Here is a 20,405-nt window from a genome sequence, read left to right on the forward strand (position 1 = left end):
CCCCCCCCCCCCCCCCCCCCCCCCCCCCCCCCCCCCCCCGCGCTCGTCTCACCGGCTCCTACTGGTCGCGGTACATCTCCGCGACGAGGAACGCCAGGTCCAGGGACTGGCTGCGGTTGAGGCGGGGGTCGCACGCCGTCTCGTAGCGCTGGTGCAGGTCGTCGACGAAGATCTCGTCGCCGCCGCCCACGCACTCGGTGACGTCGTCACCGGTGAGCTCGACGTGGATGCCGCCCGGGTGGGTGCCGAGGCTCTTGTGGACCTCGAAGAAGCCCTTGACCTCGTCCAGCACGTCGTCGAAGCGGCGGGTCTTGTGGCCCGAGGCCGCCTCGAAGGTGTTGCCGTGCATCGGGTCGCAGATCCACGCCACCTGGGCGCCCGAGGCGGTGACCTTCTCCACCAGCTCGGGGAGGTGGTCACGGATCTTGCCCGCGCCCATGCGGGTGATGAACGTGAGCCGGCCCGGCTCGCGCTCCGGGTCGAGCCGCTCGATCAGGGTGAGCGCGTCCTCGGCCGAGGTGGTCGGGCCGAGCTTCACACCGATCGGGTTGCGGATCTTCGAGGCGAACTCGATGTGCGCGCCGTCGAGCTGACGGGTGCGCTCACCGATCCAGACCATGTGGCCGGAGACGTCGTACAGGTTCCCGGTGCGGGAGTCCGTACGGGTCAGGGCCGACTCGTAGTCGAGGATCAGGGCCTCGTGCGACGAGTAGAACTCGACGGTCTTGAACTCCTCCGGGTCCGTCCCGCAGGCGTTCATGAAGTTCAGCGCGCGGTCGATCTCGCGGGCCAGGGCCTCGTAGCGCTGCCCGGACGGGGAGGACTTCACGAAGTCCTGGTTCCAGGCGTGCACCTGGCGCAGGTCGGCGTAACCGCCGGTGGTGAAGGCGCGCACCAGGTTCAGCGTGGCCGAGGAGGCGTGGTACATGCGCTTCAGCCGCTGCGGGTCCGGCGTGCGGGCCTCGGGCGTGAAGGCGAAGCCGTTGACGGAGTCGCCGCGGTAGGTCGGCAGGGTCACGCCGTCGCGGGTCTCGGTCGGCTTCGAGCGCGGCTTGCTGTACTGACCGGCGATGCGGCCGACCTTGACGACGGGCACCTGGCCCGCGTAGGTCAGCACGGCGCCCATCTGGAGCAGCGTCTTGAGCTTGTTACGGATCTGATCGGCACCGACGGCATCGAAGGCCTCGGCGCAGTCGCCGCCCTGGAGCAGGAACGCCTCTCCACGGGCGACCGCTCCCAGGCGCTGGCGCAGCTGGTCGCACTCGCCCGCGAAGACGAGGGGCGGATAGGACTCGAGCTCGGCGATCACATCGCGCAGAGCCTCTTGGTCCGGCCATTCGGGCTGCTGCGCCGCGGGAAGGGAGCGCCAGGTGTTGCCACCGGCGTGGAGTTCAGCGTTCACGGTCACGCTCCAACCCTACGGGGTCGCGGAGCCGGTCCGGTCGTCGGACCGCACTTTGAGACATTTGCCGAGACAGGGACGAGACGCGCCCAAGACACGCCAGAGCCACCGCCCCGTACCGGCCACCCCGGTGAGGCATCGCGGCCGCTCGGGGCACGGGCGCCCCTCACGCCCTGCTCCCGCGCCCCGGAAGCTTCCCTTCCAAGGGCCTGGCCTCGGCCGATACCCGTCGGTAGCGATCCGGCTTCGGGTAGGGTGCCCAGCATGTTCGCGCAGCAGAACCAGAACTGGTGGTGGACCGCTCATCCGGCGGCCCACTGACTGCGCGTACGCACGACGCATCGCGAAGGCCGCCCCGAGGGGCGGCCTTCCGTGTTTCCCGGGCCGTTCCTCTCCTCACCGGAAGGAACACCCCATGCCCAGCGACACCGCCCGGCCCGCCGGCACCGCCGCCCTCCTCGCCCGGCTCGCCGGCCCCGCCTGCCCGCCCTTCGCCCTCCTCCACCGCCGCACGCCCGGCCTCCCCCACGGCCCGGCGGACGAAACGGGCGCGCCCGGCACCGTCGAGCTGCTCCTCGGCACCGTCGAGGAGGCCGGGCGCCTGGCCGACATCCCCCTGCCCGACGGCCGGCCCGGCGGGGACCGGCCCGTCCACGACGCCCTCGCCCTCGTGCCCTTCCGGCAGATCCGCGAGCGCGGCTTCGACGTCCGCGACGACGGCACCCCGCTGGCCGTCCTGCTCCCGCAGGAGAGCCACGAGCTGCCCCTCGACGAGGTCCTCGCCGCCCTGCCCGCCCACACCGTCCGCGTCGAGGGCGGCGCCTTCGACGTCGGCGACGACGCGTACGCGGACATCGTCCGGCGCGTGATCGACGACGAGATCGGCACCGGCGAAGGCGCCAACTTCGTGATCCGGCGGACCTTCGAGGGCGAGATCCACGGCTTCACCCCCGCCGACGCCCTCGCCCTCTTCCGCCGCCTCCTGGCCGGCGAGCGCGGCGCCTACTGGACGTACGTCGTGCACACCGGCGACCGCACGCTCGTCGGCGCCAGCCCGGAGGTGCACGTGCGCATGTCCGGCGGGACGGTCGTGATGAACCCCATCAGCGGCACCTACCGCTACCCCGCCTCCGGCCCCGACCGGGACGGCCTGCTGGCCTTCCTCCACGACCGCAAGGAGGTCGAGGAGCTGTCCATGGTCGTGGACGAGGAGCTGAAGATGATGTGCACCGTCGGCGACATGGGCGGCGTCGTCGTCGGCCCGCGGCTCAAGGAGATGGCCCACCTCGCCCACACCGAGTACGAACTGCGCGGGCGCTCCTCCCTCGACGTGCGCGACGTGCTGCGCGAGACCATGTTCGCCGCGACCGTCACCGGCTCCCCCGTGCAGAACGCGTGCCGCGTCATCGAGCGCCACGAGACGGACGGGCGCGGCTACTACTCGGGCGCGCTCGCCCTCATCGGCCGCGACGCCGGCGGAGCCCGCACCCTGGACTCGCCCATCCTGATCCGCACCGCCGACATCGACCGCCGTGGCCGGCTCCGGGTCGGGGTCGGCGCCACGCTCGTGCGCCGCTCCGACCCCTACGCCGAGGTCGCCGAAACCCACGCCAAGGCGGCGGGCGTCCTCAGCGCCCTCGGTGTCCGCGCCCCGCGGACGGACCGGCCCGCGGCACCGGCCCCACGGCTCGCCGACGACCCCGCGGTGCGGGCCGCGCTCGACGCCCGCCGCGCGGACCTCGCCCCGTTCTGGCTGCGCATGCAGTCCGCCGAGAGCCCCTCCGTCCCGCGGCTGACCGGGCACGCCCTGGTGATCGACGCCGAGGACACCTTCACGTCCATGCTCGCCCACCTGCTGCGCACGTCCGGCCTGGAGGTGACCGTACGGCGCTACGACGAGCCCGGCCTGCGCGCGGCCGCCCTGACCCACGAGGGCCCCGTCGTCCTGGGCCCCGGCCCCGGCAACCCCTCCGACGCCGCCGACCCCCGGATGCGGCTCCTCCGCGGCCTGGCGGCGGAGCTCCTGCGCAGTCACCGGTACGGCCTGCTGGGCGTGTGCCTGGGGCACGAGCTGATCGCGGCGGAGCTGGGCCTGGACATCGTCCGCAAGGACGTGCCGTACCAGGGGGCGCAGGAGCGGATCGACTTCTTCGGGCGGCCGGAGACGGTGGGCTTCTACAACACGTTCACCGCGCGGTGCACCGCCGCCGCGGAGGGCGAGCTGGCGATGCACCGCGTGGAGCTGAGCCGGGATCCCGTGAGCGGGGACGTGCACGCCCTGCGGGGTCCGGGCTTCGCCGGCGTGCAGTTCCACCCGGAGTCGGTCCTGACCCTGGACGGTGCCACGATCGTGGCGGAACTGCTGGCCACCGTTCTGGTCTGAGCGCTCAGCCGAAGAAGACCTTCACCTCCTCGTAGCGCTCGACCGGCACGGTCTTCAGCCGGGCCGTGGCCTCCGCCAGAGGCGCACGGACGATGTCCGTCCCCCGCAGGGCCACCATCCGCCCGAAGTCCCGCTCCCGCACCGCGTCGATCGCGTGCAGCCCGAACCGCGTGGCCAGCCACCGGTCGAACGCGCTGGGCGTACCCCCGCGCTGGACGTGGCCCAGCACGGTGGTCCGCGCCTCCTTGCCGGTGCGCCGTTCGATCTCCTTGGCCAGCCACTCCCCGACGCCGGAGAGCCGTACGTGCCCGAAGGCGTCGTGGGACGAGCCGTCCTTGAGGACGAGGTCGCCGTCCTTGGGCATGGCGCCCTCGGCGACCACGACGATGGGCGCGTAGCTGGCGCGGAAGCGGGAGGTGACCCAGCCGCAGACCTCGTCGAGGTCGAAGCGCTGCTCGGGGATGAGGATGACGTTGGCGCCGCCGGCGAGGCCGGAGTGCAGGGCGATCCAGCCGGCGTGCCGGCCCATGACCTCCACGACGAGGACGCGCATGTGGGACTCGGCGGTGGTGTGCAGCCGGTCGATGGCTTCGGTGGCGACGCCGACGGCGGTGTCGAAGCCGAAGGTGTAGTCGGTGGCGGAGAGGTCGTTGTCGATGGTCTTGGGCACGCCGACGCAGGGCACGCCGTGTTCGCCCCAGAGCAGGGCGGCCACGCCGAGGGTGTCCTCGCCGCCGATGGCGACGAGGGCGTCGACCTCGTCCTCGGCGAGGTTCTCCCGGATCCGCCGGATGCCGCCGGGCTCCTTAAAGGGGTTGGTGCGGGAGGAGCCGAGCACGGTGCCGCCGCGCGGGAGGATGCCGCGCACGGCGGGGATGTCGAGCCGGGACGTGGCGCCGGTCAGGAGGCCGCGCCAGCCGTCCCGGTAGCCGATGAAGTCGTAGGAATGGTCCTGGACGCCCTTGCGGACGACGGCGCGGATGACCGCGTTGAGACCGGGGCAGTCGCCGCCGCCGGTCAGCACTCCGATCCGCATGACACTCTCCTTCAGCCGGAGGTCGCCCGCCGCGGCCGAGGTGCGCGGTCAGGCGTCGTCGAGACCTCGCTCTATCGCGTAGCGCACGAGCTCCACGCGGTTGTGCAACTGGAGCTTGCCCAAGGTGTTCTGCACATGGTTCTGCACCGTGCGGTGGGAAATAACCAGCCGCTCGGCGATCTGCTTGTACGACAGACCCTTGGCGACGAGGCGCAGGACCTCGGTCTCGCGGTCGGTGAGCCGGGGCGCCTTGGGCTCGTCGGGCGCGGCCGGGGCGGGGTCGGCGGCCAGCCGCCGGTACTCCCCGAGGACGAGCCCGGCGAGGCCGGGGGTGAAGACGGGGTCGCCCGCCGCGGTGCGCCGCACGGCGTCCACGAGCTCCTGCGTGCTGGCGGACTTCAGCAGGTAGCCGGTGGCGCCGGACTTCACGGCCTCCAGCACGTCGGCGTGCTCGCCGCTGGCGGACAGGACGAGGACGCGCAGCGCGGGGTTCTCCCCCACGAGCTCCTTGCAGACGGCCACGCCGGGCAGGCCCGGCAGGTTGAGGTCGAGGACGAGCACGTCGGGGCCGGCGGCCCTCGCGCGGCGCACGGCCTCGGGGCCGTCCCCGGCGGTCGCCACGACGTCGTACCCGGCGGCGGCCAGGTCGCGGGCCACGGCGTCGCGCCACATGGGGTGGTCGTCGACGACCATGACCTTCACGATCTGCTCGGTGGGTGCTTCGGCTTGGGTTTCGCTCATCGCTGTTCTTTCCCGTTCCCCCGTGGAACCTTCAGTTCGACTTCCGTGCCCTGGCCGGGGACGGACACCAGCTCGGCGCTGCCGCCCAGGTCCCGCAGCCGTCCGCGGATGGACAGGGCGACGCCCATCCGGCCCTCCCGCTCGGCGTCCGCGAGCCGGCCCTCGGGGATGCCGGGGCCGTCGTCGCGCACGGTGACGATCACCGCGTCCGGCTCGTCCTCCAGGAGGATCCAGGCCCGTGCCCCCTCGCCCGCGTGCTTGCGCACATTGTCCAGGGCGGCGCCGACGGCGGCGGCGAGCTCCGAGGCCGCTGCCGCTTCCAGCAGGACGGGGGTGCCGGGCCCGGCGAAGGAGACGTCGGCGCCCGCGTGCGGGGCGAGCAGCGCTCCGACGTCGATGGGGCCGGTGGGGACGGGCGGGGCGGCCGCCGCGGCGCCGACCAGCTCCGCGTCCCCGGCCAGCTCCTCGGCGGAGCGCTGCGGCGGCAGCAGGCCCCCGGCCACCAGGGTGCGCAGGGCGATCTCCTGCTCGCCGGCCATCCGGCCGAGCTCGGCCGCCTCGCCGCCGAGCGCGGCACCGCGCCGCTGCACCATGGCCAGCACCTGCAGGACGCTGTCGTGGATGTCGCGGGCGAGCCGCTCACGCTCGCGGGTGGCCGCTTCGATCCGCAGGGCGCGGGCGAGGGTGCGCTCACTGGCGCGGGCGACCTCGACGATGTAGCCGATGGCGATGCTGGAGACCCACACGAGGAGCACGTTGTGGACGGTGTCCCGGGCGGGGCTGCCGCGCTCGGCGAGGTTGGCGACGGCCACGAGGGTGGAACCGACGGCCGCCCAGCGCCAGCCGCCCTTGATGGCCAGGCCCAGTACGGCGCCGCCGGTCCAGATGGACGGCAGGGTGGCCGCACCGCTGTCGATGCGGGCCGGGGAGTCGACGACGGCGGTGACGAGGATCCCGGCGAGCGCGAGCGCCAGGTCGGCGATGAGGAATCGTTTCGTGCAGCGCTCCGGCGCCGAGGTCCGGTTCCAGGTGAGCGCCATCCACCCGGTGAGTACGCCCATGTAGAGGGCGCCGCCGAGCGGATGCACGTACTCGCGGTAGTTGACGGCGAAGAGCGCCAGGGCGTAGCAGAGCGTCAGAATGCGGTAGCCGGTCAGTGCGCGCCACAGTGGCAGCTCCACCGACATCCGTACGACGCGCGGCTTCCTGCTGCGCGGTGTCATCGACCAACCCCCGGGCCGGGCGCGCTGCGCCGCCGGCCGCCGCTCGCCCTTACTTCTCGCCCCGGTCGCCCTTGTCGAGGCCGGCGGCCTTGGCCGCCTTCTCCTCCTCGGCCTTCCGCTTCGCCTCCTCCGCGATCTGCCGCTTGGCGGCGGTCGCGTAGATGTCCACGTACTCCTGGCCCGAGAGCTCCATGATCTTGTACATGACCTCGTCGGTCACCGAGCGCAGGATGAAGCGGTCGCCGTCCATGCCGTGGTAGCGGCTGAAGTCCAGCGGCTCGCCGATGCGGATGCCCGGGCGCACCATCTTGGGCAGCACCTTGCCGGGGGGCTGCACCTTCTCGGTGTCGATCATCGCCACGGGGATCACCGGGGCGCCGGAGAGCAGGGCCACCCGGGCGAGGCCGCCCGGCTTGCCCCGGTAGAGGCGGCCGTCGGGGGAACGGGTGCCCTCCGGGTAGATGCCGAACAGCTCGCCGCGCGCCAGCACGTCCAGGCCGCTCTTGACGGCGGCCTCGCCCGCCCCGCGGGCACCCGAACGGTCGACGGGCAGCTGGCCCACGCCCTTGAAGAACGCGGCCGTCAGCTTCCCCTTGACTCCGGGGGAGGTGAAGTATTCCTGCTTCGCGATGAACGTGACCTTGCGGTCGAGCACCGCGGGCAGGAAGAACGAGTCCGAGAACGACAGGTGGTTGCTCGCGAGGATCGCGGGCCCTTCGGCCGGGATGTTCTCCAGGCCCTCCACCCACGGCCGGAAGGCAAGCTTCAGCGACCCGCCGATGGACACCTTCATAGCGCCGTAGAACAACCGAGAACCTCCTGTGTGTGACGAGGAGACCTTAACCTGCCTACCCGCCGTGCGGCGCTCCGCGTACGCTGAGGACCGGACCCTCTGTGTCCTCCCTTGCTCCCGCATCCCCGATCGGAGATCCCGGTGCCGCTCCTCCCCGGAGCCGAGCCGTTCCGCCACGAAGGCGGAGAGGTAGGCGTCCTCGTGTGTCACGGCTTCACCGGTTCCCCGCAGTCCGTGCGGCCCTGGGCGGACCACCTGGCGGGGCGCGGCCTGAGCGTCTCGCTCCCGCTGCTGCCCGGCCACGGCACCCGCTGGCAGGACATGCAGCTCACCGGCTGGCAGGACTGGTACGCGGAGGTCGACCACGCCCTGCGGGAGCTGCGCGAGCGCTGTTCTCAGGTGTTCGTGTGCGGCCTGTCGATGGGCGGGGCGCTCGCCCTGCGCCTCGCCGCCCGCCACGGGGACGCCGTCAGCGGCATCGTCCTCGTCAACCCGGGCAACAAGGTCCACGGCCTGGCCGCGCGGGCCCTGCCCGTCGTGCGCCACTTCGTGCCCTCCACGAAGGGCATCGCGAGCGACATCGCCAAGCCCGGCGCCCAGGAGGTCGGCTACGACCGGGTGCCGCTGCACGCCGCGCACTCGGTGCGCCGCTTCTTCCGGCTCGTCGACGCCGAACTGCCCCAGGTCACCCAGCCCTTGCTGCTGATGCACAGCCCCGAGGACCACGTCGTCCCGCCGGCCGACTCCGCCCGCATCCTCGCCCGGGTCTCCTCCCGGGACGTCACCGAGCGCCTGCTGGAGCGCAGCTACCACGTGGCCACCCTCGACCACGACGCCGAGCGCATCTTCGAGGACACCTGCGCGTTCATCGGCCGGCTCTCCGGCGTCGGCTCCCAGGAGGGGACGGCCGCCCGTGGCTGAGCGTGACGCGGGCCGCGACGAGAGCCGCGACCCGCTCGACGAGGACGCGGCCTGGGCGGAGCTCGTCGCCGCGTACGGGGAGCAGCCCGACCCCGCCACCGGGCGCTGGCCCGCCACGGGTGACGACATCCCCGCCGGGGACGGGAAGGACGCCCCCGAGGAGGAGGCCCCGGCGAAGGGCGCCCCCTCCTCCCCCGAGCCCTCCCCGGCGCGGGAGGAGCCCCCGGGCAGCTTCATCGTCTACGCACCCGGCGTGGGCCCGCGCGACTGGAGCTCCCCGGAGGCCCCGGAGGCCGGCGCGGAGAATGCGGAGGACGGGGACGACGAAGGGCACTTCGTCCCGCCCGAGCCGCCGCCGCTGCCCACCGGCGACGTCACCGCCCGCTTCGCCTGGATCGCCGTGCTGGGCGGTCCGCTGCTGCTCCTGATCATGGTGCTGCTGCAGCAGCCGCTCACCTGGTGGGTGACCACCATCGGGGTCGGCGGCTTCCTGGGCGGCTTCGCCACGCTCGTCCTGCGGATGAAGGACGGCGACGACGAGGACGACGACCCGGGGCGCGGCGCGGTGGTGTAGGCCCCGGCGCGGTGGTGCGGGCCCCGGCTCCTATCCGGGCGGCACGCGCAGGGCGGCCAGCACCGGCAGGTGGTCCGTGGCGGCCCGGAGGTCGCCTTCGGCGATGCCGGGCAGCCCCATCGGCACCCCGCACCCCAGCACCTCCACCCCCTCCGTCGCGAAGACCGCGTCGATCCGCTGCAGCGGATCGCCCAGCCGGGTGGTGTGCTCCCTGCCCCACGGCTTCGTCGCCCAGCCGTCCTGCAGGGCGTCCGCGAGCAGACCGAAGGTGCGGCCGTCGGGGCGGTCGTTGAGATCGCCCGCGGCGACGGCGTGCGGCACGCCCAGGGCGGCGAGCCGGTCGAGGAGCAGCCGGCCCTGCTCGTAGCGCTCCCCGTCCTTGATGCTCAGGTGGCAGCTGAGGACGCCGAGCCGGGCCCGGCCGAAGCGGAGCACGGCGGTCGAGAAGCCCCGCTGGTGGAGGCCGGGGGTACGGGGCAGCAGGACGTCCTCCGTGCGCTCCACGTGGGCGCGGAGCGAGGAGAGGATCATGGGCCCGGAGGCGGTGGCGCCGCCCGCGACGTACACGAGGCCGGAGGTCCGGGCGAGCCGGGCGGCGGCCTTGCGCCACCGGAAGAAGCGGGGCGCCTCCTGAACGCAGACGACGTCGGGCCGGCAGGCCCGGATCACCCGGGCGAGGGCCGCGACGTCGTCCCGCATGGAGCGGATGTTGTAGCTGAGCACGCGGATGACCACCGAGCCGTCCGGCTCGGTACGCGATGCCGGGAGGTCCGCCAGGACGTCTGCACTCATGCGCTCGCCGATCCCTTCCGCCGCAACGGCGCGATGCGAGACGGCGGTGTCCGGCGGTGCCGCACCCACTTGAGCCGAGTTCGGCACCGCCGGCATGCGCCGTCGTGGTCGGTGTCCGCCGCGGCGGAGAAGAACACCCGGCGGCGGACGGACGGGGACGCCCCCGAAACGCGGGCGCCCCGCGTGAAGCTAGCCCTGCCGGGCCAGGTCGGCCGCGCCGACGAGGCCGGCCTTGCCGCCCAGCTGTGCGGCCAGCACCTGCGCGTGGGGACGCCACTGGCCGCCGATCAGCCAGCGCTTGAAGGACTTGCGGATGGGGTCGAGCACCAGGTCGCCCTCGTCCGAGACGCCGCCGCCGACGATGAACGCGGAGGGGTCGAAGAGCGAGGCCAGGTCGGCCAGGCCCGCGCCGGCCCAGCGGGCCAGCTCGCGGAAGGAGTCGATGGCGACCGGGTCGCCCTGCCGCGCGGCGGCGCTGATGTGCTTGCCCTCGATGCCCTCGACCGTGCCGTCGCCGAGGCCCAGCAGGATCGCGGCGTTCTCCGGGGTGGCGTTGGCGCGCTGCTTGGCGTAGCGCACGAGCGCGCGGCCCGACGCGTACTGCTCCCAGCAGCCCTGGCTGCCGCAGCCGCACAGCAGGCCGTCGGGGACGACCCGGATGTGGCCGAACTCGGCTGCCACGCCGAAGCGCCCGCGGCGGAGCTTGTTGCCGATGATGATGCCGCCGCCGAGGCCGGTGCCCAGGGTGATGCAGATGACGTCGTCGTGGCCCTGGCCGGCGCCGAAGCGGTACTCGCCCCAGGCCGCGGCGTTGGCGTCGTTCTCGACGACGACGGGGAGGCCGACGCGCTGCTCGACCTTGTCCTTCAGTGCCTCGTGGCGCCAGTTGATGTTCGGGGCGAAGAGGACGGTGGCCCGCTTGTCGTCCACGTAGCCGGCGGCGCCGATGCCGACGGCCTCGACCTCGAAGCCCTCGCTGACCGTGCGCACAGCGTCCGCGATGGCGTCGATGACGCCTTCGGGGGTCGGCGGGGTCGGCACCTTGCACGTCGCGAGGATGCTGCCCGCTTCGTCGACCACACCGGCCGCGATCTTCGTGCCGCCGATGTCGACGCCGATGGTGAGTCCCATGTGTCCCTCAGTTTTTCGCTCGAACCCCGCCGCGACCCACCGTACCGGAGCCGGGGATCAGTCGAGGTCGATGCGCTCGCTCCCGCCCTTTCCCCCGTCACCTTCGCCGGGGCCGGAGGGCTTTGCGGGGCGCGCGGCGGGCTCCTCGCGCACCCAGCGGGCCTCCTGGCCCCGCACCGCCGCGCGGTAGGCGGCCAGGAGTTCGGAGCCGGCGGAGGCAAGGTGGTCGAAGACGTCGGGGTTGCGCTCGATGACGGGCTCGACGACGGCCTTCGCCTGGGCGACGACCTGCTGGACGACGCCCTGGGCGGTGCCGCCCCCGAGCGGCAGCTGCATGCCGGAGACCTTGTCGGCGACGGCGTCGACGAGCTTGCGCAGCTCCTCGGCGGCGGTGCCGGGCGGCGGGCCCTGCTGCGCGCGCCGGCGGGCGCGCTCCGCCGCGAGGTCCTCGGCGCAGGCCTGCTCCCAGGCGTCGGGGTCGGGCCGCGCGCCGGGTGCGGGGCGCTCGGTGTGATCGCTCATGGCAGCGCCTCCTGGATCCTGGCTCCTGCAACAGGGGTTTTCTTCGACGTTACCCGAAGGGCAGGGTGCCGTTCAGGCAGTGCCGTTCAGGAGGGCCTCGGCCACAGGTCGGGGTCGGGAGTGAAGCGTACGCACAGCGCTCCGTCCCGCAGGCCCGCGCCCGAGACGGTGCAGCGGCGCAGCGCGGAGGGCAGGACGAGGACGCGGCGGAACGGGCCCACGCCGACGATGAGTTCGTCGCCGCGGCGCAGGAGGTCGAGGTCGCCGCGGTCGGCGCCGGGCAGGGGGAGGCGCCACAGCAGGACGCCGTCGGCGGCGAGGCGGTCCTCGACGACCGGGTCACCGGCGGCGGCGGTGCCGTGCCAGCCGTCGAGCTCGTCGGTGAGGCCGCCGCCGGATATGACGCCGAAGCCGCCGGCCGAACCGTTTCCGCCCGGTCCTGCCGCCGCGGCCACGCCGATGGTGGTCGAGCGCGCGCGCCCGGCGAGCTCGGCGAGGTCCTGCGGGCCGCGCGGGCCGCGGCCGAGGTGCGGAAGCTCGCAGACGGTGACGCCGTCGACGAGGAACTCCTCGTGCAGCGCCTTGTGGGCGGCCAGCTGCTCGGCGACGAGGCCGGCGAGCCAGGGGTCGGGGGTGATCGCGTCGCCCGCCGCGCCGTCGCCGGTGACGCCGGGCAGCAGGCGGTTGGCGACGAGAGCGTCGACGCGGCAGCCCTGGAGGGCGAGGGCGGCGCGGGCGAGGCGCAGTTCGCCGCCGGCCAGCGGCCCGGGCTCGGCGACGAGCCGCACGGTCGTGCCCTCGGCTTCGAGGACGTCCTGGACGGCGGCGAGCTCGGCCTCCCAGCGCGCGGCGGTCTCGTAGAGCCGCTGGGTGGGCATGGGCACGCCCGCGAGCTGAGCCAGCACGGGGCGCAGGGCGCGGGCGGCCTGCCGCTCCGCGGGCAGCAGCCTGCGCAGGTAGCGGCGCAGCTGCTCGGGGAGGGCCAGCAGCCGCACCGTGGCGTGCAGCGGCGGCATGTCGGCGACGAGCAGGTCGAAGCCCCCGTCCGCGTGGGCGGTGCGCAGGGCGGTGAGGAGCGCGAGGGGCTCGGCGCCGGGGAGTTCGGTGAGCTCCTCGGGGTCGAGGGGGCTCGCGCCGAACAGGTCGAAGAGGGAGGCGCCGCGGTCCTGGAGGTCGCGGGCGCGCTCCTGGAAGTGCTCGCCGGTGGCGACGCGGGCGGCCCACAGGCCGGGGGCCGCCTCGGCCGGAGGCCCCCACAGGGCGCCGTCGCCCGCCCCGGGCGGGGGCAGGGCGGTGCCGAGCACGGCCTCGGGCGCGGGGCCGCGGTCGGCGGTGAGGAGCAGGACGCGCCGCCCCTCGCGGGCCGCCGCGAGGGCCGTGGCGGCCGCGGCGGTGGTGCGGCCCGCGCCGCCGGGGCCGGTGACGAGGACCGTGCGCAAGGGGGGAGCCTCCAGCGGTGGCGTACGGGGTGGGGGCGTACGGAAGGCGGTCAGCGGCCGGGGCTCAGGAGGCCGCGCCGCTCTCGACGCGCTTCTTGAGGCCGTCGAGGGCGCGGTCGATGATGACCTTCTCCGCCTTGCGCTTGATCATCCCGAGCATGGGGATCTTGACGTCGACGGTGAGCTGGTAGGTGACCTCGGTGTGCTTGCCGCCCGCCGCCGGCTGGAGGCTGTAGGAGCCGTCGATCTGGCGCAGCATCTGCGACTTCACCAGCGACCAGCTCACAGAGCTTTCCCCGTTCGGGGCGGTCCCCTCGGACCAGCTGTAGGCCAGCACGTGGTCGTCCTTGATGGCGCCCGCGTCCAGGACGAGGCGCACCTGCGTGGCGCGGCCCTGCTCGTCCTTCTCCAGCACCTCGGCCTGCTTGACCTCGCCGGTCCACTCCGCGTAGCGGCCGAAGTCGGCGATCACGGCCATCACCTCGGCAGGGGTCGCCTCGATCGTGATGCTCGAGCTGGTGTGTTCCGCCATCTCCGTGGCTCCTCCGTACCGGTCCGCCGCCTGGTGTCTGCCGCTGAAGGCTACATCGCGCTGCCCGTCACCACTCCAGCACCCAGGGTGTGCCCGTGGAGGCGAAGTGGCCGACGTTGACGCATTCCGTCGCCCCGATCCGCATCCGGCGGGCGAGCGGCTGGTGGACGTGGCCGAAGAGCGCGTAGCGGGGGCGGGTGGCGCGGATGGCGTCGAGGAGGACGGAGCTGCCGCGTTCGAAGCGCCGGGCGACGGTGTCGTAGCAGAGTTCGGGCACGTCGGGCGGGATGTGCGAGCACAGGACGTCGACGTCGCCGAGGGCCGCGACCTTGGCCGCGTACTCCTCCTCGGAGATCTCGTAGGGGGTGCGCATGGGCGAGGGGAGGCCGCCGCCGACGAATCCGAAGACGAGTCCGCCGATCTCGGCCCGCTCCCCGTCGAGGACGGTCGTGCCCTCCTGGGCGAATTCCGGCCAGAGTCGGGGGATGTCGACATTTCCGTACGTCGCGTACGTGGGCGCGGGGAAGGCGGCGAAGAGCTCGGCGTACTGCTTGCGGACGGCGGCCTCGATGGCGGCGTCGCGGTCCATGCCGCGCCACAGGCCGCGGGCGAGCTCGCGGGCGTCGTCGAAGCGGCGCGCGGTGCGCAGCGCGACGATCCGGTCGGCGTTCTCCACGCCGAAGAGCTCGGGGAAGATGCCGCGGGAGTGGTCCGCGTAGTCGAGGAAGAGGACCAGATCGCCCAGGCAGACCAGGGCGTCGGCGCCGTCGCCCGCCCGGGCGAGGGCCGTGCTGTTGCCGTGCACGTCGCTGACCACATGAACCCTCATACCGCCTCCATGCCGATCACCCTAGGCGCTGCGGCACGGCCTCCGGAAGGGCTGCGACCTGCGGTTACTCCCGTGGTTACTTCCGGGTCACCAAAGCGAGGGGCTAGGGTGCGGGGAGCAGTCCCGCGGCATGTGACGCAGAGAACATCTGGGCGCAGCCCCCTATTCGAAAGCCGTACTGGTGGGTAACGTCCGGGCAGTCCACTACCCCCCTTGCCTGATCATGGACCGCAGCCGACGCAGCGCCCCTCGAAGACGCGGCGGCGCCGGCGCCCGACGAGGAGCAGCAGTTGCGCGAGTTCAGCCTTCCGGCCCTCTATGAGGTCCCTGCGGACGGAAACCTGACGGATCTGATCCGCCGCAACGCCGCGCAGCGCCCCGACGTCGCCGTCATAGGCCGCAAGGCCGGCAGCCGGTGGGAGGACGTCACCGCGGCCCAGTTCCTCGCCGAGGTCCGGGCGGCCGCCAAGGGCCTGATCGCCTCCGGTGTGCGCCCGGGCGACCGGGTCGGGCTGATGTCCCGCACCCGCTACGAGTGGACGCTGCTGGACTTCGCGATCTGGAGCGCCGGCGGCGTGACGGTGCCGGTGTACGAGACCAGCTCGGCCGAGCAGATCCAGTGGATCCTCAGCGACTCCGGCGCGGTCGGCTGCGTCGTCGAGACCGCCGACCACGAGGCGGCCGTCGAGTCCGTGAAGGACCGGCTGCCCGAGCTCGCCCACGTCTGGCAGATCGAGGCCGGCGGCGTGGCGAAGCTGCGCGAGGCCGGCGCCGGCGTCACGGACGAGAAGGTCGACGAGCGCAGCGCCCTGGCGAACGCCGACTCGCCCGCGACCATCGTCTACACCTCCGGCACCACGGGCCGCCCCAAGGGCTGCGTGCTCACCCACCGCGCGTTCTTCGCGGAGTGCGGCAACGCCGTGGAGCGGCTCAAGCCGCTGTTCAACACGGGCGACTCCTCCGTCCTGCTCTTCCTCCCCACCGCCCACGTCTTCGGGCGCCTGGTGGAGATCTCCGCGATGCTCGCGCCGATCCGCCTGGGCTGCGTGCCCGACATCCGCAACCTGACGGACGAGCTCGCCTCCTTCCGCCCGACCCTGATCCTCGGCGTTCCGCGCGTCTTCGAGAAGGTCTACAACGGTGCCCGCGCCAAGGCCCAGGCCGACGGCAAGGGCAAGATCTTCGACAAGGCCGCGGACACCGCCATCGCCTACAGCCGCGCCCTGGACGCCCCGTCCGGGCCGGGCCTGGGCCTGCGCATCAAGCACGCCGTCTTCGACAAGCTCGTCTACGGCAAGCTGCGGGCCGTCCTGGGCGGCCGGGCCACCCACGCCATCTCCGGCGGCGGGCCGCTGGGCGAGCGCCTGGGCCACTTCTACCGCGGCATCGGCTTCACGGTCCTGGAGGGCTACGGCCTGACCGAGTCCTGCGCCGCGACCGCCTTCAACCCCTGGGACCGGCCGAAGATCGGCACGGTCGGGCAGCCGCTGCCCGGCTCGGTCGTGCGCATCGCCGACGACGGCGAGGTCCTGCTGCACGGCGAGCACCTCTTCCAGGGCTACTGGAACAACGAGGCGGCCACCGAGGAGGCGATGTCCGACGCCTGGTTCCACACCGGCGACCTCGGCACCCTCGACGAGGACGGCTACCTCACGATCACCGGCCGCAAGAAGGAGATCATCGTCACCGCGGGCGGCAAGAACGTCGCCCCGGCCGTGATCGAGGACCGCATCCGGGCCCACGCGCTGATCGCCGAGTGCATGGTCGTCGGCGACGCCCGCCCGTTCGTCGGCGCGCTCGTCACCCTCGACGAGGACTTCCTGCCGCGCTGGCTCGCCGACCACGGCAAGCCCGCCGGGATGACGCCGGCCGAACTGGCCGAGGACCCCCAGCTGCTGGCGGACGTGCAGAAGGCCGTCGACGACGGCAACGCGGCGGTGTCGAAGGCGGAGTCGGTGCGCAAGTTCCGCATCCTGCCCGCGCAGTTCACCGAGGCCTCGGGGCATGTGACGCCGTCGCTGAAGCTCAAGCGGAACGTCGTGGCGAAGGACTTCGCCGACGAGATCGAGGCCATCTACCGCGCATAGCGGCACGTCGTCTCCTGCCCCGTCCCGCATGCCGAGGGGAGATCTACAGCAATTCTTTGAGGCGCTCGGCCAGCAGGTCCCAGCGCCACTTCTCCTCCACCCACTGCCGGCCCCGCGCGCCCATGCGCGCGCGCAGCTCCGGATCCTTGAGCAGGGTCACGATCCGGTCCGCGGCCTGGGCCGGCGAACCGCCCTTCACCACGTACCCCGTCTCGCCCTCCAGGACCGCGTCCGGCGCCCCGCCCGAATCGCCGGCCACCACCGGCAGGCCCGTCGCCGAGGCCTCCAGGTAGACGATGCCGAGGCCTTCGACGTCGAGGCCGCCGCGGCGCGTGCGGCAGGGCATGGCGAAGACGTCACCCGCACCGTAGTGCGCGGGCAGCTCCTCCCACGGCACGGCGCCCGTGAAGCGCACGGCGTGGGCGACGCCCGTCTCCTCGGCCAGCCGCCGCAGATCGTCCTCGTACGGGCCGCCGCCGACGATCAGCAGCACCGCGTCCGCAACGGCCGCCAGGATCCGCGGCATGGCCAGGATCAGGGTGTCCTGGCCCTTGCGCGGCACCAGGCGCGAGACGCACACGACCACCGGGCGGTCCGCGAGGCCGAGCCGGGCGCGGACCTCGTCGCCGCCGGAGCCGGGGTGGAAGGTCTTCTCGTCCACGCCCGGCGGCAGTTGCACCATCCGGGCCGCCGCCTCGTCCGTCAGCGCGGAGGCGATCCGCGAGCGGGTGTACTCCCCCAGGTACGTGAGGGTGTCCGTGCCCTCGCCGATCCGCCGCAGCAGCTGCCGGGACGCGGGCAGCTGCGCCCAGCCGGCCTCGTGCCCGTGCGTGGTGCCCACCAGCCTGCGGGCGCCCGCCCGGCGCAGCGCCGGGGCCATGAGCCCGAGCGGGGCCGCGGCCCCGAACCACACCGAGGTGCAGCCGTGTTCGCGCAGCAGGCCGGTGGCGCGCCGGGTCACCCGGGGCGTCGGCAGCAGCATGGTGGTGCGGTCGCGGACGACCGTGAACGGCTGCTCGGCGTCGAAGCGGGCGGTGGCCTCCGCGCCCTCCTGGCCGCGCTTCCAGGTCGAGGCGTAGACAACGATGCCCGACGGGTCCAGGCGCAGCGCCATGTTGTGCAGGAACGCCTGGATGCCGCCGGGACGGGGCGGGAAGTCGTTGGTGACGACGAGAGTCTTGTCCATCGCCGTCCGACAGTACCGGGTGCGATCGGGGGCAGTCGGGGGCCCGTCCCGCCACGTCACGGCGTATGGACCCGCCGGGGCGGCATCATGCCTTGCAGTAGCGGCGCGCGTACAGCGTGTAGTGACCGTGAAGGGCGAGGTGGATATGGCGGGCAGGGGATTGCGGCTCTCGGTCGCGGCGTGGGCCGTCACCCGGGCCGTGCTGCTGATGTGCGTGCTGCGGGTGTGGGTGATGCCGGGGTCGGACGTCTCGGTCGACATCGAGGTGATCTACCAGGGCTGGTACGGGGTGCTGCGCACCGGCACCTTCCCCTACGACGACGTCACCTGGCAGTACCCGCCCGCCGCGGCCTTCGCGGTGCTCGCCCCCGGCCTGCTGCCCTTCCTCGACTACGCCCCCGCCTTCTTCGTGGTGTGCCTCCTCGCGGACGCGGCCGTCTTCGCGCTGCTGCTGTACGCGGCGCGCGGCGGGCGGCGCACCGCCGCCGGGGTGTGGGTGTGGGTGGCCGGCGTCCCGCTGCTCGGCCCGATCGTCTACGCCCGCTACGACGTGATGGTGACGGCGGTCGCGGTCGCCGCCCTGTTCGCGGCCGGGCGCCGGGCCCGGCTCTCGGGGGCGCTCACGGCCTTCGGGGCGCTGCTGAAGGTGTGGCCGGTGCTGCTGCTGGTCGGCACGCCGCGGGGGCCGCGGACGCGGGAGGCGTGGGGCGCGGCGGCGATGACGGCCGCCGTGCTGGGGCTGATGTTCGCGGCGACCATGCCGGGGGCGCTGGCCTTCCTGACCTTCCAGCGTGAGCGGGGCACGGAGGTGGAGTCCCTGGGCTCGCTGGTCTTCCACCTCGGGCGGCACGTCGGCTGGCACGGGCACGCACGACTGCACTACGGCTCGGTGGAGTTCCTCGGCCCGTACGTGCACACGGTGAGCCGGCTCGCGCTGGTCCTGAGCGTGCTGGCGTTCGCCTGGCTGCTGCTGTGGCGGCTGCGGGCGCGCCGGTTCACGGCCTGCACCCCCTACGAGGCGGCCTTCGCGTCGGTGCTGCTGTTCACCACGACCAGCCGGGTCATCAGCCCCCAGTACGTGGTCTGGCTGCTCGGCCTGGCCGCGGTGTGCCTGACGATGGGCACGACGCGGCAGCGCCTGCCGATCGTCCTGGTCCTGCTGGCGGCGCCGCTGACCCAGCTGGAGTTCCCGATCTGGTTCTCCCACGTCGTCGCCAGCGACAAGCTGGGCGTGGCGACGCTGACCCTGCGGAACGGGTTGCTGGTGGCGGCGACGCTGATCTCGTGCGCCCGCCTGTGGCGCGAAACGGTGTCCCTGCCGGGGGCGCCTGACACCCCGGACGACCCCCCTGCGGAGAAGGAACCGGCCTTGCTGGCCGGCTAGCCCGCGGGTACCGCTCCGCGGGGCGCCACCGGGCGTCCTGCCGCAGGCAAGAAGATCCCGCCGCAACGGCGATCGGCCCCTGCGCCGGTGACCGGTGGTGCCGAACCCTCCTCGCCCCACGGAGTGGCCGCGTGCCGGACCCGGGTCACCCTGAGCGCAGCTGCTCTGCGACGTACGTGCGCCACTGCTCGGTGAACTCCTGCAAGGAGATGCCCAGAACGCTTTGGAGGGCCGCCGGCACGGCCTCGTGACGGCGGCCCGGGGAGCCCACCGCGCGGTAGAACGCGACGAGTTTCTCCTCGCTCCAGCGGTCGGCGATCAGCCGGCAGGCCAGCCACCCCTCCTCGTACGCGCGGGCGAGCCGCCCCGCCTCGCCCGTGAAGCCGAACTCGGGGTCGCCGGGCAGCCGGTCGGGGAGCTTGCCGGCGGCGGCCGCGCGGGCGAGCTCGGGCGCGGCCTGGCGGACGGCGCGGCCGGAGCCGCGGTACGCGGCCCAGTCGGCGAAGCCCTCGGACAGCCACAGCGGCGTCGCCTTGGTCGTCCGGGCCCGGGTGGCGACGTGGGCGGTCTCGTGGGTGAGCACGATGCGCCGCCCGAACTCGCCGAGCACCCCGTACGCCTCGGGGTTGACGATGATGCGGTCCGCGGGCGCGGCGGCGCCTGGGCCGCCCGCCTCGCCGGTGGTCACCGCGGCGATGCCCCGGTAGTTGGAGACGGGCGAGTCCAGGAGCGCGGCCATCCGCGACAGCGAGGCGGGCATCTCGACCACGACCCGGCCGGGCCACTCGCGCGCCCCGGCCCGCCAGGCCGCCCCCACGGCCGGGACGGCCTTGTCGGCGAGGCCGGCGAGGGCGCGCAGCCGCTCGTGGTCCTGGCCGACGCCGAGGACGAGGCTGCGCTGCCCGCGGACGACACTCACGGGGCCCTGTTCCCACAGCTGGTGCCCGCCGCGCCGGGAGCCGGCGGCCACGTACCACCGCCCGTCGCGCTCGACGAGGGTCAGCCGGCTGCGGGCGGTGACGGGGGCGCTGTCGTAGCCGTCCAGCCGGTAGCGCAGCTCGGCCTCGGCGGCGACCCGGCGGCCGGGCCCGGGCGCCGGGGTGAAGCCGCCGGTGCGCACCAGGCGGTACTCCCAGGAGGCGAACGGGACGTCCGCGAGGTTGGCGAAGAGGCGGCGCTGCTCTTCCCGGTACTCCCCGGCGGCCGGGTCGACGGCCGCCAGGAAGGCGCTCTCGTCGCGGTCGCGGACCGCGGCGGCCCACCGGTCCAGGAGCCCCTGCAGGGCCTGCTCGCGGGCGTCAGGGCCCCCGGAGAGCCCTCCGGAGCAGCCGGTCAGCCCGGCCTGGAGGGCCATCAGCAGGGCCGCCAGGCAGCACGCCGCCCGGCGGGCCGGCCCACGGCCGCCCGCTCGTGTGCCCCCGCGTCCGCTC

General features: G+C 73.9%; 19 protein-coding genes. 6 read left to right on the forward strand and 13 right to left on the reverse strand.

The features are described from left to right. Nucleotides 1-58: 58 nt before the first annotated feature. Nucleotides 59-1,408, reverse strand: a complete 1,350-nt coding sequence (locus ACSNOG_RS09960; protein WP_058044801.1) for a class II 3-deoxy-7-phosphoheptulonate synthase — start codon at nucleotides 1,406-1,408, stop codon at nucleotides 59-61. A 258-nt stretch (nucleotides 1,409-1,666) separates the two neighbouring features. On the opposite strand from ACSNOG_RS09960, the gene ACSNOG_RS09965 reads away from it, so the two are divergent. Then, nucleotides 1,667-1,723: a trp operon leader peptide gene (locus ACSNOG_RS09965; protein WP_436725272.1), complete on the forward strand. Its 57-nt coding sequence runs from the start codon at nucleotides 1,667-1,669 to the stop codon at nucleotides 1,721-1,723. Nucleotides 1,724-1,817: 94 nt separating this feature from the next. Then, on the forward strand, nucleotides 1,818-3,785 hold the full coding sequence (locus ACSNOG_RS09970; protein ID WP_436752216.1) for an anthranilate synthase family protein: 1,968 nt from the start codon (nucleotides 1,818-1,820) through the stop codon (nucleotides 3,783-3,785). Nucleotides 3,786-3,789: 4 nt separating this feature from the next. Here the strand turns inward: ACSNOG_RS09970 and ACSNOG_RS09975 are convergent, their stop codons facing one another. The 4 genes from ACSNOG_RS09975 to ACSNOG_RS09990 are packed head-to-tail and all read right to left on the reverse strand — an operon-like array spanning nucleotide 3,790 to nucleotide 7,593. Beyond that, nucleotides 3,790-4,821 (reverse strand): 6-phosphofructokinase, encoded by a 1,032-nt coding sequence (locus tag ACSNOG_RS09975; RefSeq protein WP_436752217.1) that lies wholly within the window; start codon nucleotides 4,819-4,821, stop codon nucleotides 3,790-3,792. Nucleotides 4,822-4,869: 48 nt separating this feature from the next. Then, nucleotides 4,870-5,562 (reverse strand): response regulator, encoded by a 693-nt coding sequence (locus tag ACSNOG_RS09980; protein ID WP_436752218.1) that lies wholly within the window; start codon nucleotides 5,560-5,562, stop codon nucleotides 4,870-4,872. Continuing rightward, nucleotides 5,559-6,785, reverse strand: a complete 1,227-nt coding sequence (macS, locus tag ACSNOG_RS09985) for a MacS family sensor histidine kinase (RefSeq protein WP_436752219.1) — start codon at nucleotides 6,783-6,785, stop codon at nucleotides 5,559-5,561. Before macS ends, ACSNOG_RS09980 begins: the two co-directional genes overlap by 4 nt. A 49-nt stretch (nucleotides 6,786-6,834) precedes the next feature. Next, the gene (locus tag ACSNOG_RS09990) at nucleotides 6,835-7,593 is read right to left on the reverse strand and encodes a lysophospholipid acyltransferase family protein (protein WP_436752220.1); all 759 of its coding nucleotides are present in this window, start codon (nucleotides 7,591-7,593) and stop codon (nucleotides 6,835-6,837) included. A 126-nt stretch (nucleotides 7,594-7,719) separates the two neighbouring features. On the opposite strand from ACSNOG_RS09990, the gene ACSNOG_RS09995 reads away from it, so the two are divergent. Together ACSNOG_RS09995 and ACSNOG_RS10000 are read left to right on the forward strand one after the other, a co-directional pair. Continuing rightward, nucleotides 7,720-8,499 (forward strand): alpha/beta hydrolase, encoded by a 780-nt coding sequence (locus ACSNOG_RS09995; protein ID WP_436752221.1) that lies wholly within the window; start codon nucleotides 7,720-7,722, stop codon nucleotides 8,497-8,499. Next, nucleotides 8,492-9,073, forward strand: coding sequence for a hypothetical protein (locus ACSNOG_RS10000; protein ID WP_436752222.1), 582 nt, complete (start codon nucleotides 8,492-8,494; stop codon nucleotides 9,071-9,073). The genes ACSNOG_RS09995 and ACSNOG_RS10000 overlap by 8 nt, the downstream gene beginning before the upstream one ends. 30 nt (nucleotides 9,074-9,103) lie before the next feature. Here the strand turns inward: ACSNOG_RS10000 and ACSNOG_RS10005 are convergent, their stop codons facing one another. From ACSNOG_RS10005 to ACSNOG_RS10030, 6 genes are all read right to left on the reverse strand, one after another. Next, complete coding sequence (locus ACSNOG_RS10005; RefSeq protein WP_436752223.1) at nucleotides 9,104-9,865, reverse strand: endonuclease/exonuclease/phosphatase family protein; 762 nt, start codon at nucleotides 9,863-9,865, stop codon at nucleotides 9,104-9,106. A 189-nt stretch (nucleotides 9,866-10,054) separates the two neighbouring features. Continuing rightward, nucleotides 10,055-10,996, reverse strand: a complete 942-nt coding sequence (locus ACSNOG_RS10010) for an ROK family glucokinase (protein WP_302860117.1) — start codon at nucleotides 10,994-10,996, stop codon at nucleotides 10,055-10,057. A 57-nt stretch (nucleotides 10,997-11,053) separates the two neighbouring features. After that, complete coding sequence (locus ACSNOG_RS10015) at nucleotides 11,054-11,518, reverse strand: DUF5304 family protein (RefSeq protein ID WP_436752224.1); 465 nt, start codon at nucleotides 11,516-11,518, stop codon at nucleotides 11,054-11,056. Between the two features lie 86 nt (nucleotides 11,519-11,604). Next, nucleotides 11,605-12,957 (reverse strand): ArsA family ATPase, encoded by a 1,353-nt coding sequence (locus ACSNOG_RS10020; RefSeq protein ID WP_436752225.1) that lies wholly within the window; start codon nucleotides 12,955-12,957, stop codon nucleotides 11,605-11,607. A gap of 64 nt (nucleotides 12,958-13,021) precedes the next feature. After that, on the reverse strand, nucleotides 13,022-13,489 hold the full coding sequence (locus ACSNOG_RS10025) for an SRPBCC family protein (RefSeq protein WP_436752226.1): 468 nt from the start codon (nucleotides 13,487-13,489) through the stop codon (nucleotides 13,022-13,024). 67 nt (nucleotides 13,490-13,556) lie between these two features. After that, nucleotides 13,557-14,318 carry a metallophosphoesterase family protein gene (locus ACSNOG_RS10030; RefSeq protein WP_436752227.1) on the reverse strand — a complete coding sequence of 254 codons (762 nt, stop codon included), beginning with the start codon at nucleotides 14,316-14,318 and terminating at the stop codon, nucleotides 13,557-13,559. A 290-nt stretch (nucleotides 14,319-14,608) separates the two neighbouring features. On the opposite strand from ACSNOG_RS10030, the gene ACSNOG_RS10035 reads away from it, so the two are divergent. Continuing rightward, on the forward strand, nucleotides 14,609-16,405 hold the full coding sequence (locus ACSNOG_RS10035; protein ID WP_436752228.1) for an AMP-dependent synthetase/ligase: 1,797 nt from the start codon (nucleotides 14,609-14,611) through the stop codon (nucleotides 16,403-16,405). Between the two features lie 43 nt (nucleotides 16,406-16,448). Here the strand turns inward: ACSNOG_RS10035 and ACSNOG_RS10040 are convergent, their stop codons facing one another. Next, on the reverse strand, nucleotides 16,449-17,591 hold the full coding sequence (locus ACSNOG_RS10040; protein WP_436752229.1) for a glycosyltransferase family 4 protein: 1,143 nt from the start codon (nucleotides 17,589-17,591) through the stop codon (nucleotides 16,449-16,451). A 145-nt stretch (nucleotides 17,592-17,736) separates the two neighbouring features. Between ACSNOG_RS10040 and ACSNOG_RS10045 the strand changes: the two genes are divergently transcribed. Beyond that, on the forward strand, nucleotides 17,737-18,975 hold the full coding sequence (locus ACSNOG_RS10045; protein ID WP_436752230.1) for a glycosyltransferase 87 family protein: 1,239 nt from the start codon (nucleotides 17,737-17,739) through the stop codon (nucleotides 18,973-18,975). Between the two features lie 145 nt (nucleotides 18,976-19,120). On the opposite strand, the gene ACSNOG_RS10050 is transcribed toward ACSNOG_RS10045, so the two are convergent. Then, nucleotides 19,121-20,329, reverse strand: a complete 1,209-nt coding sequence (locus ACSNOG_RS10050) for a hypothetical protein (RefSeq protein ID WP_436752255.1) — start codon at nucleotides 20,327-20,329, stop codon at nucleotides 19,121-19,123. Nucleotides 20,330-20,405: the final 76 nt, after the last annotated feature.

It is taken from the genome of Streptomyces sp. URMC 124, from assembly GCF_051386455.1.
Lineage (GTDB): Bacteria > Actinomycetota > Actinomycetes > Streptomycetales > Streptomycetaceae > Streptomyces.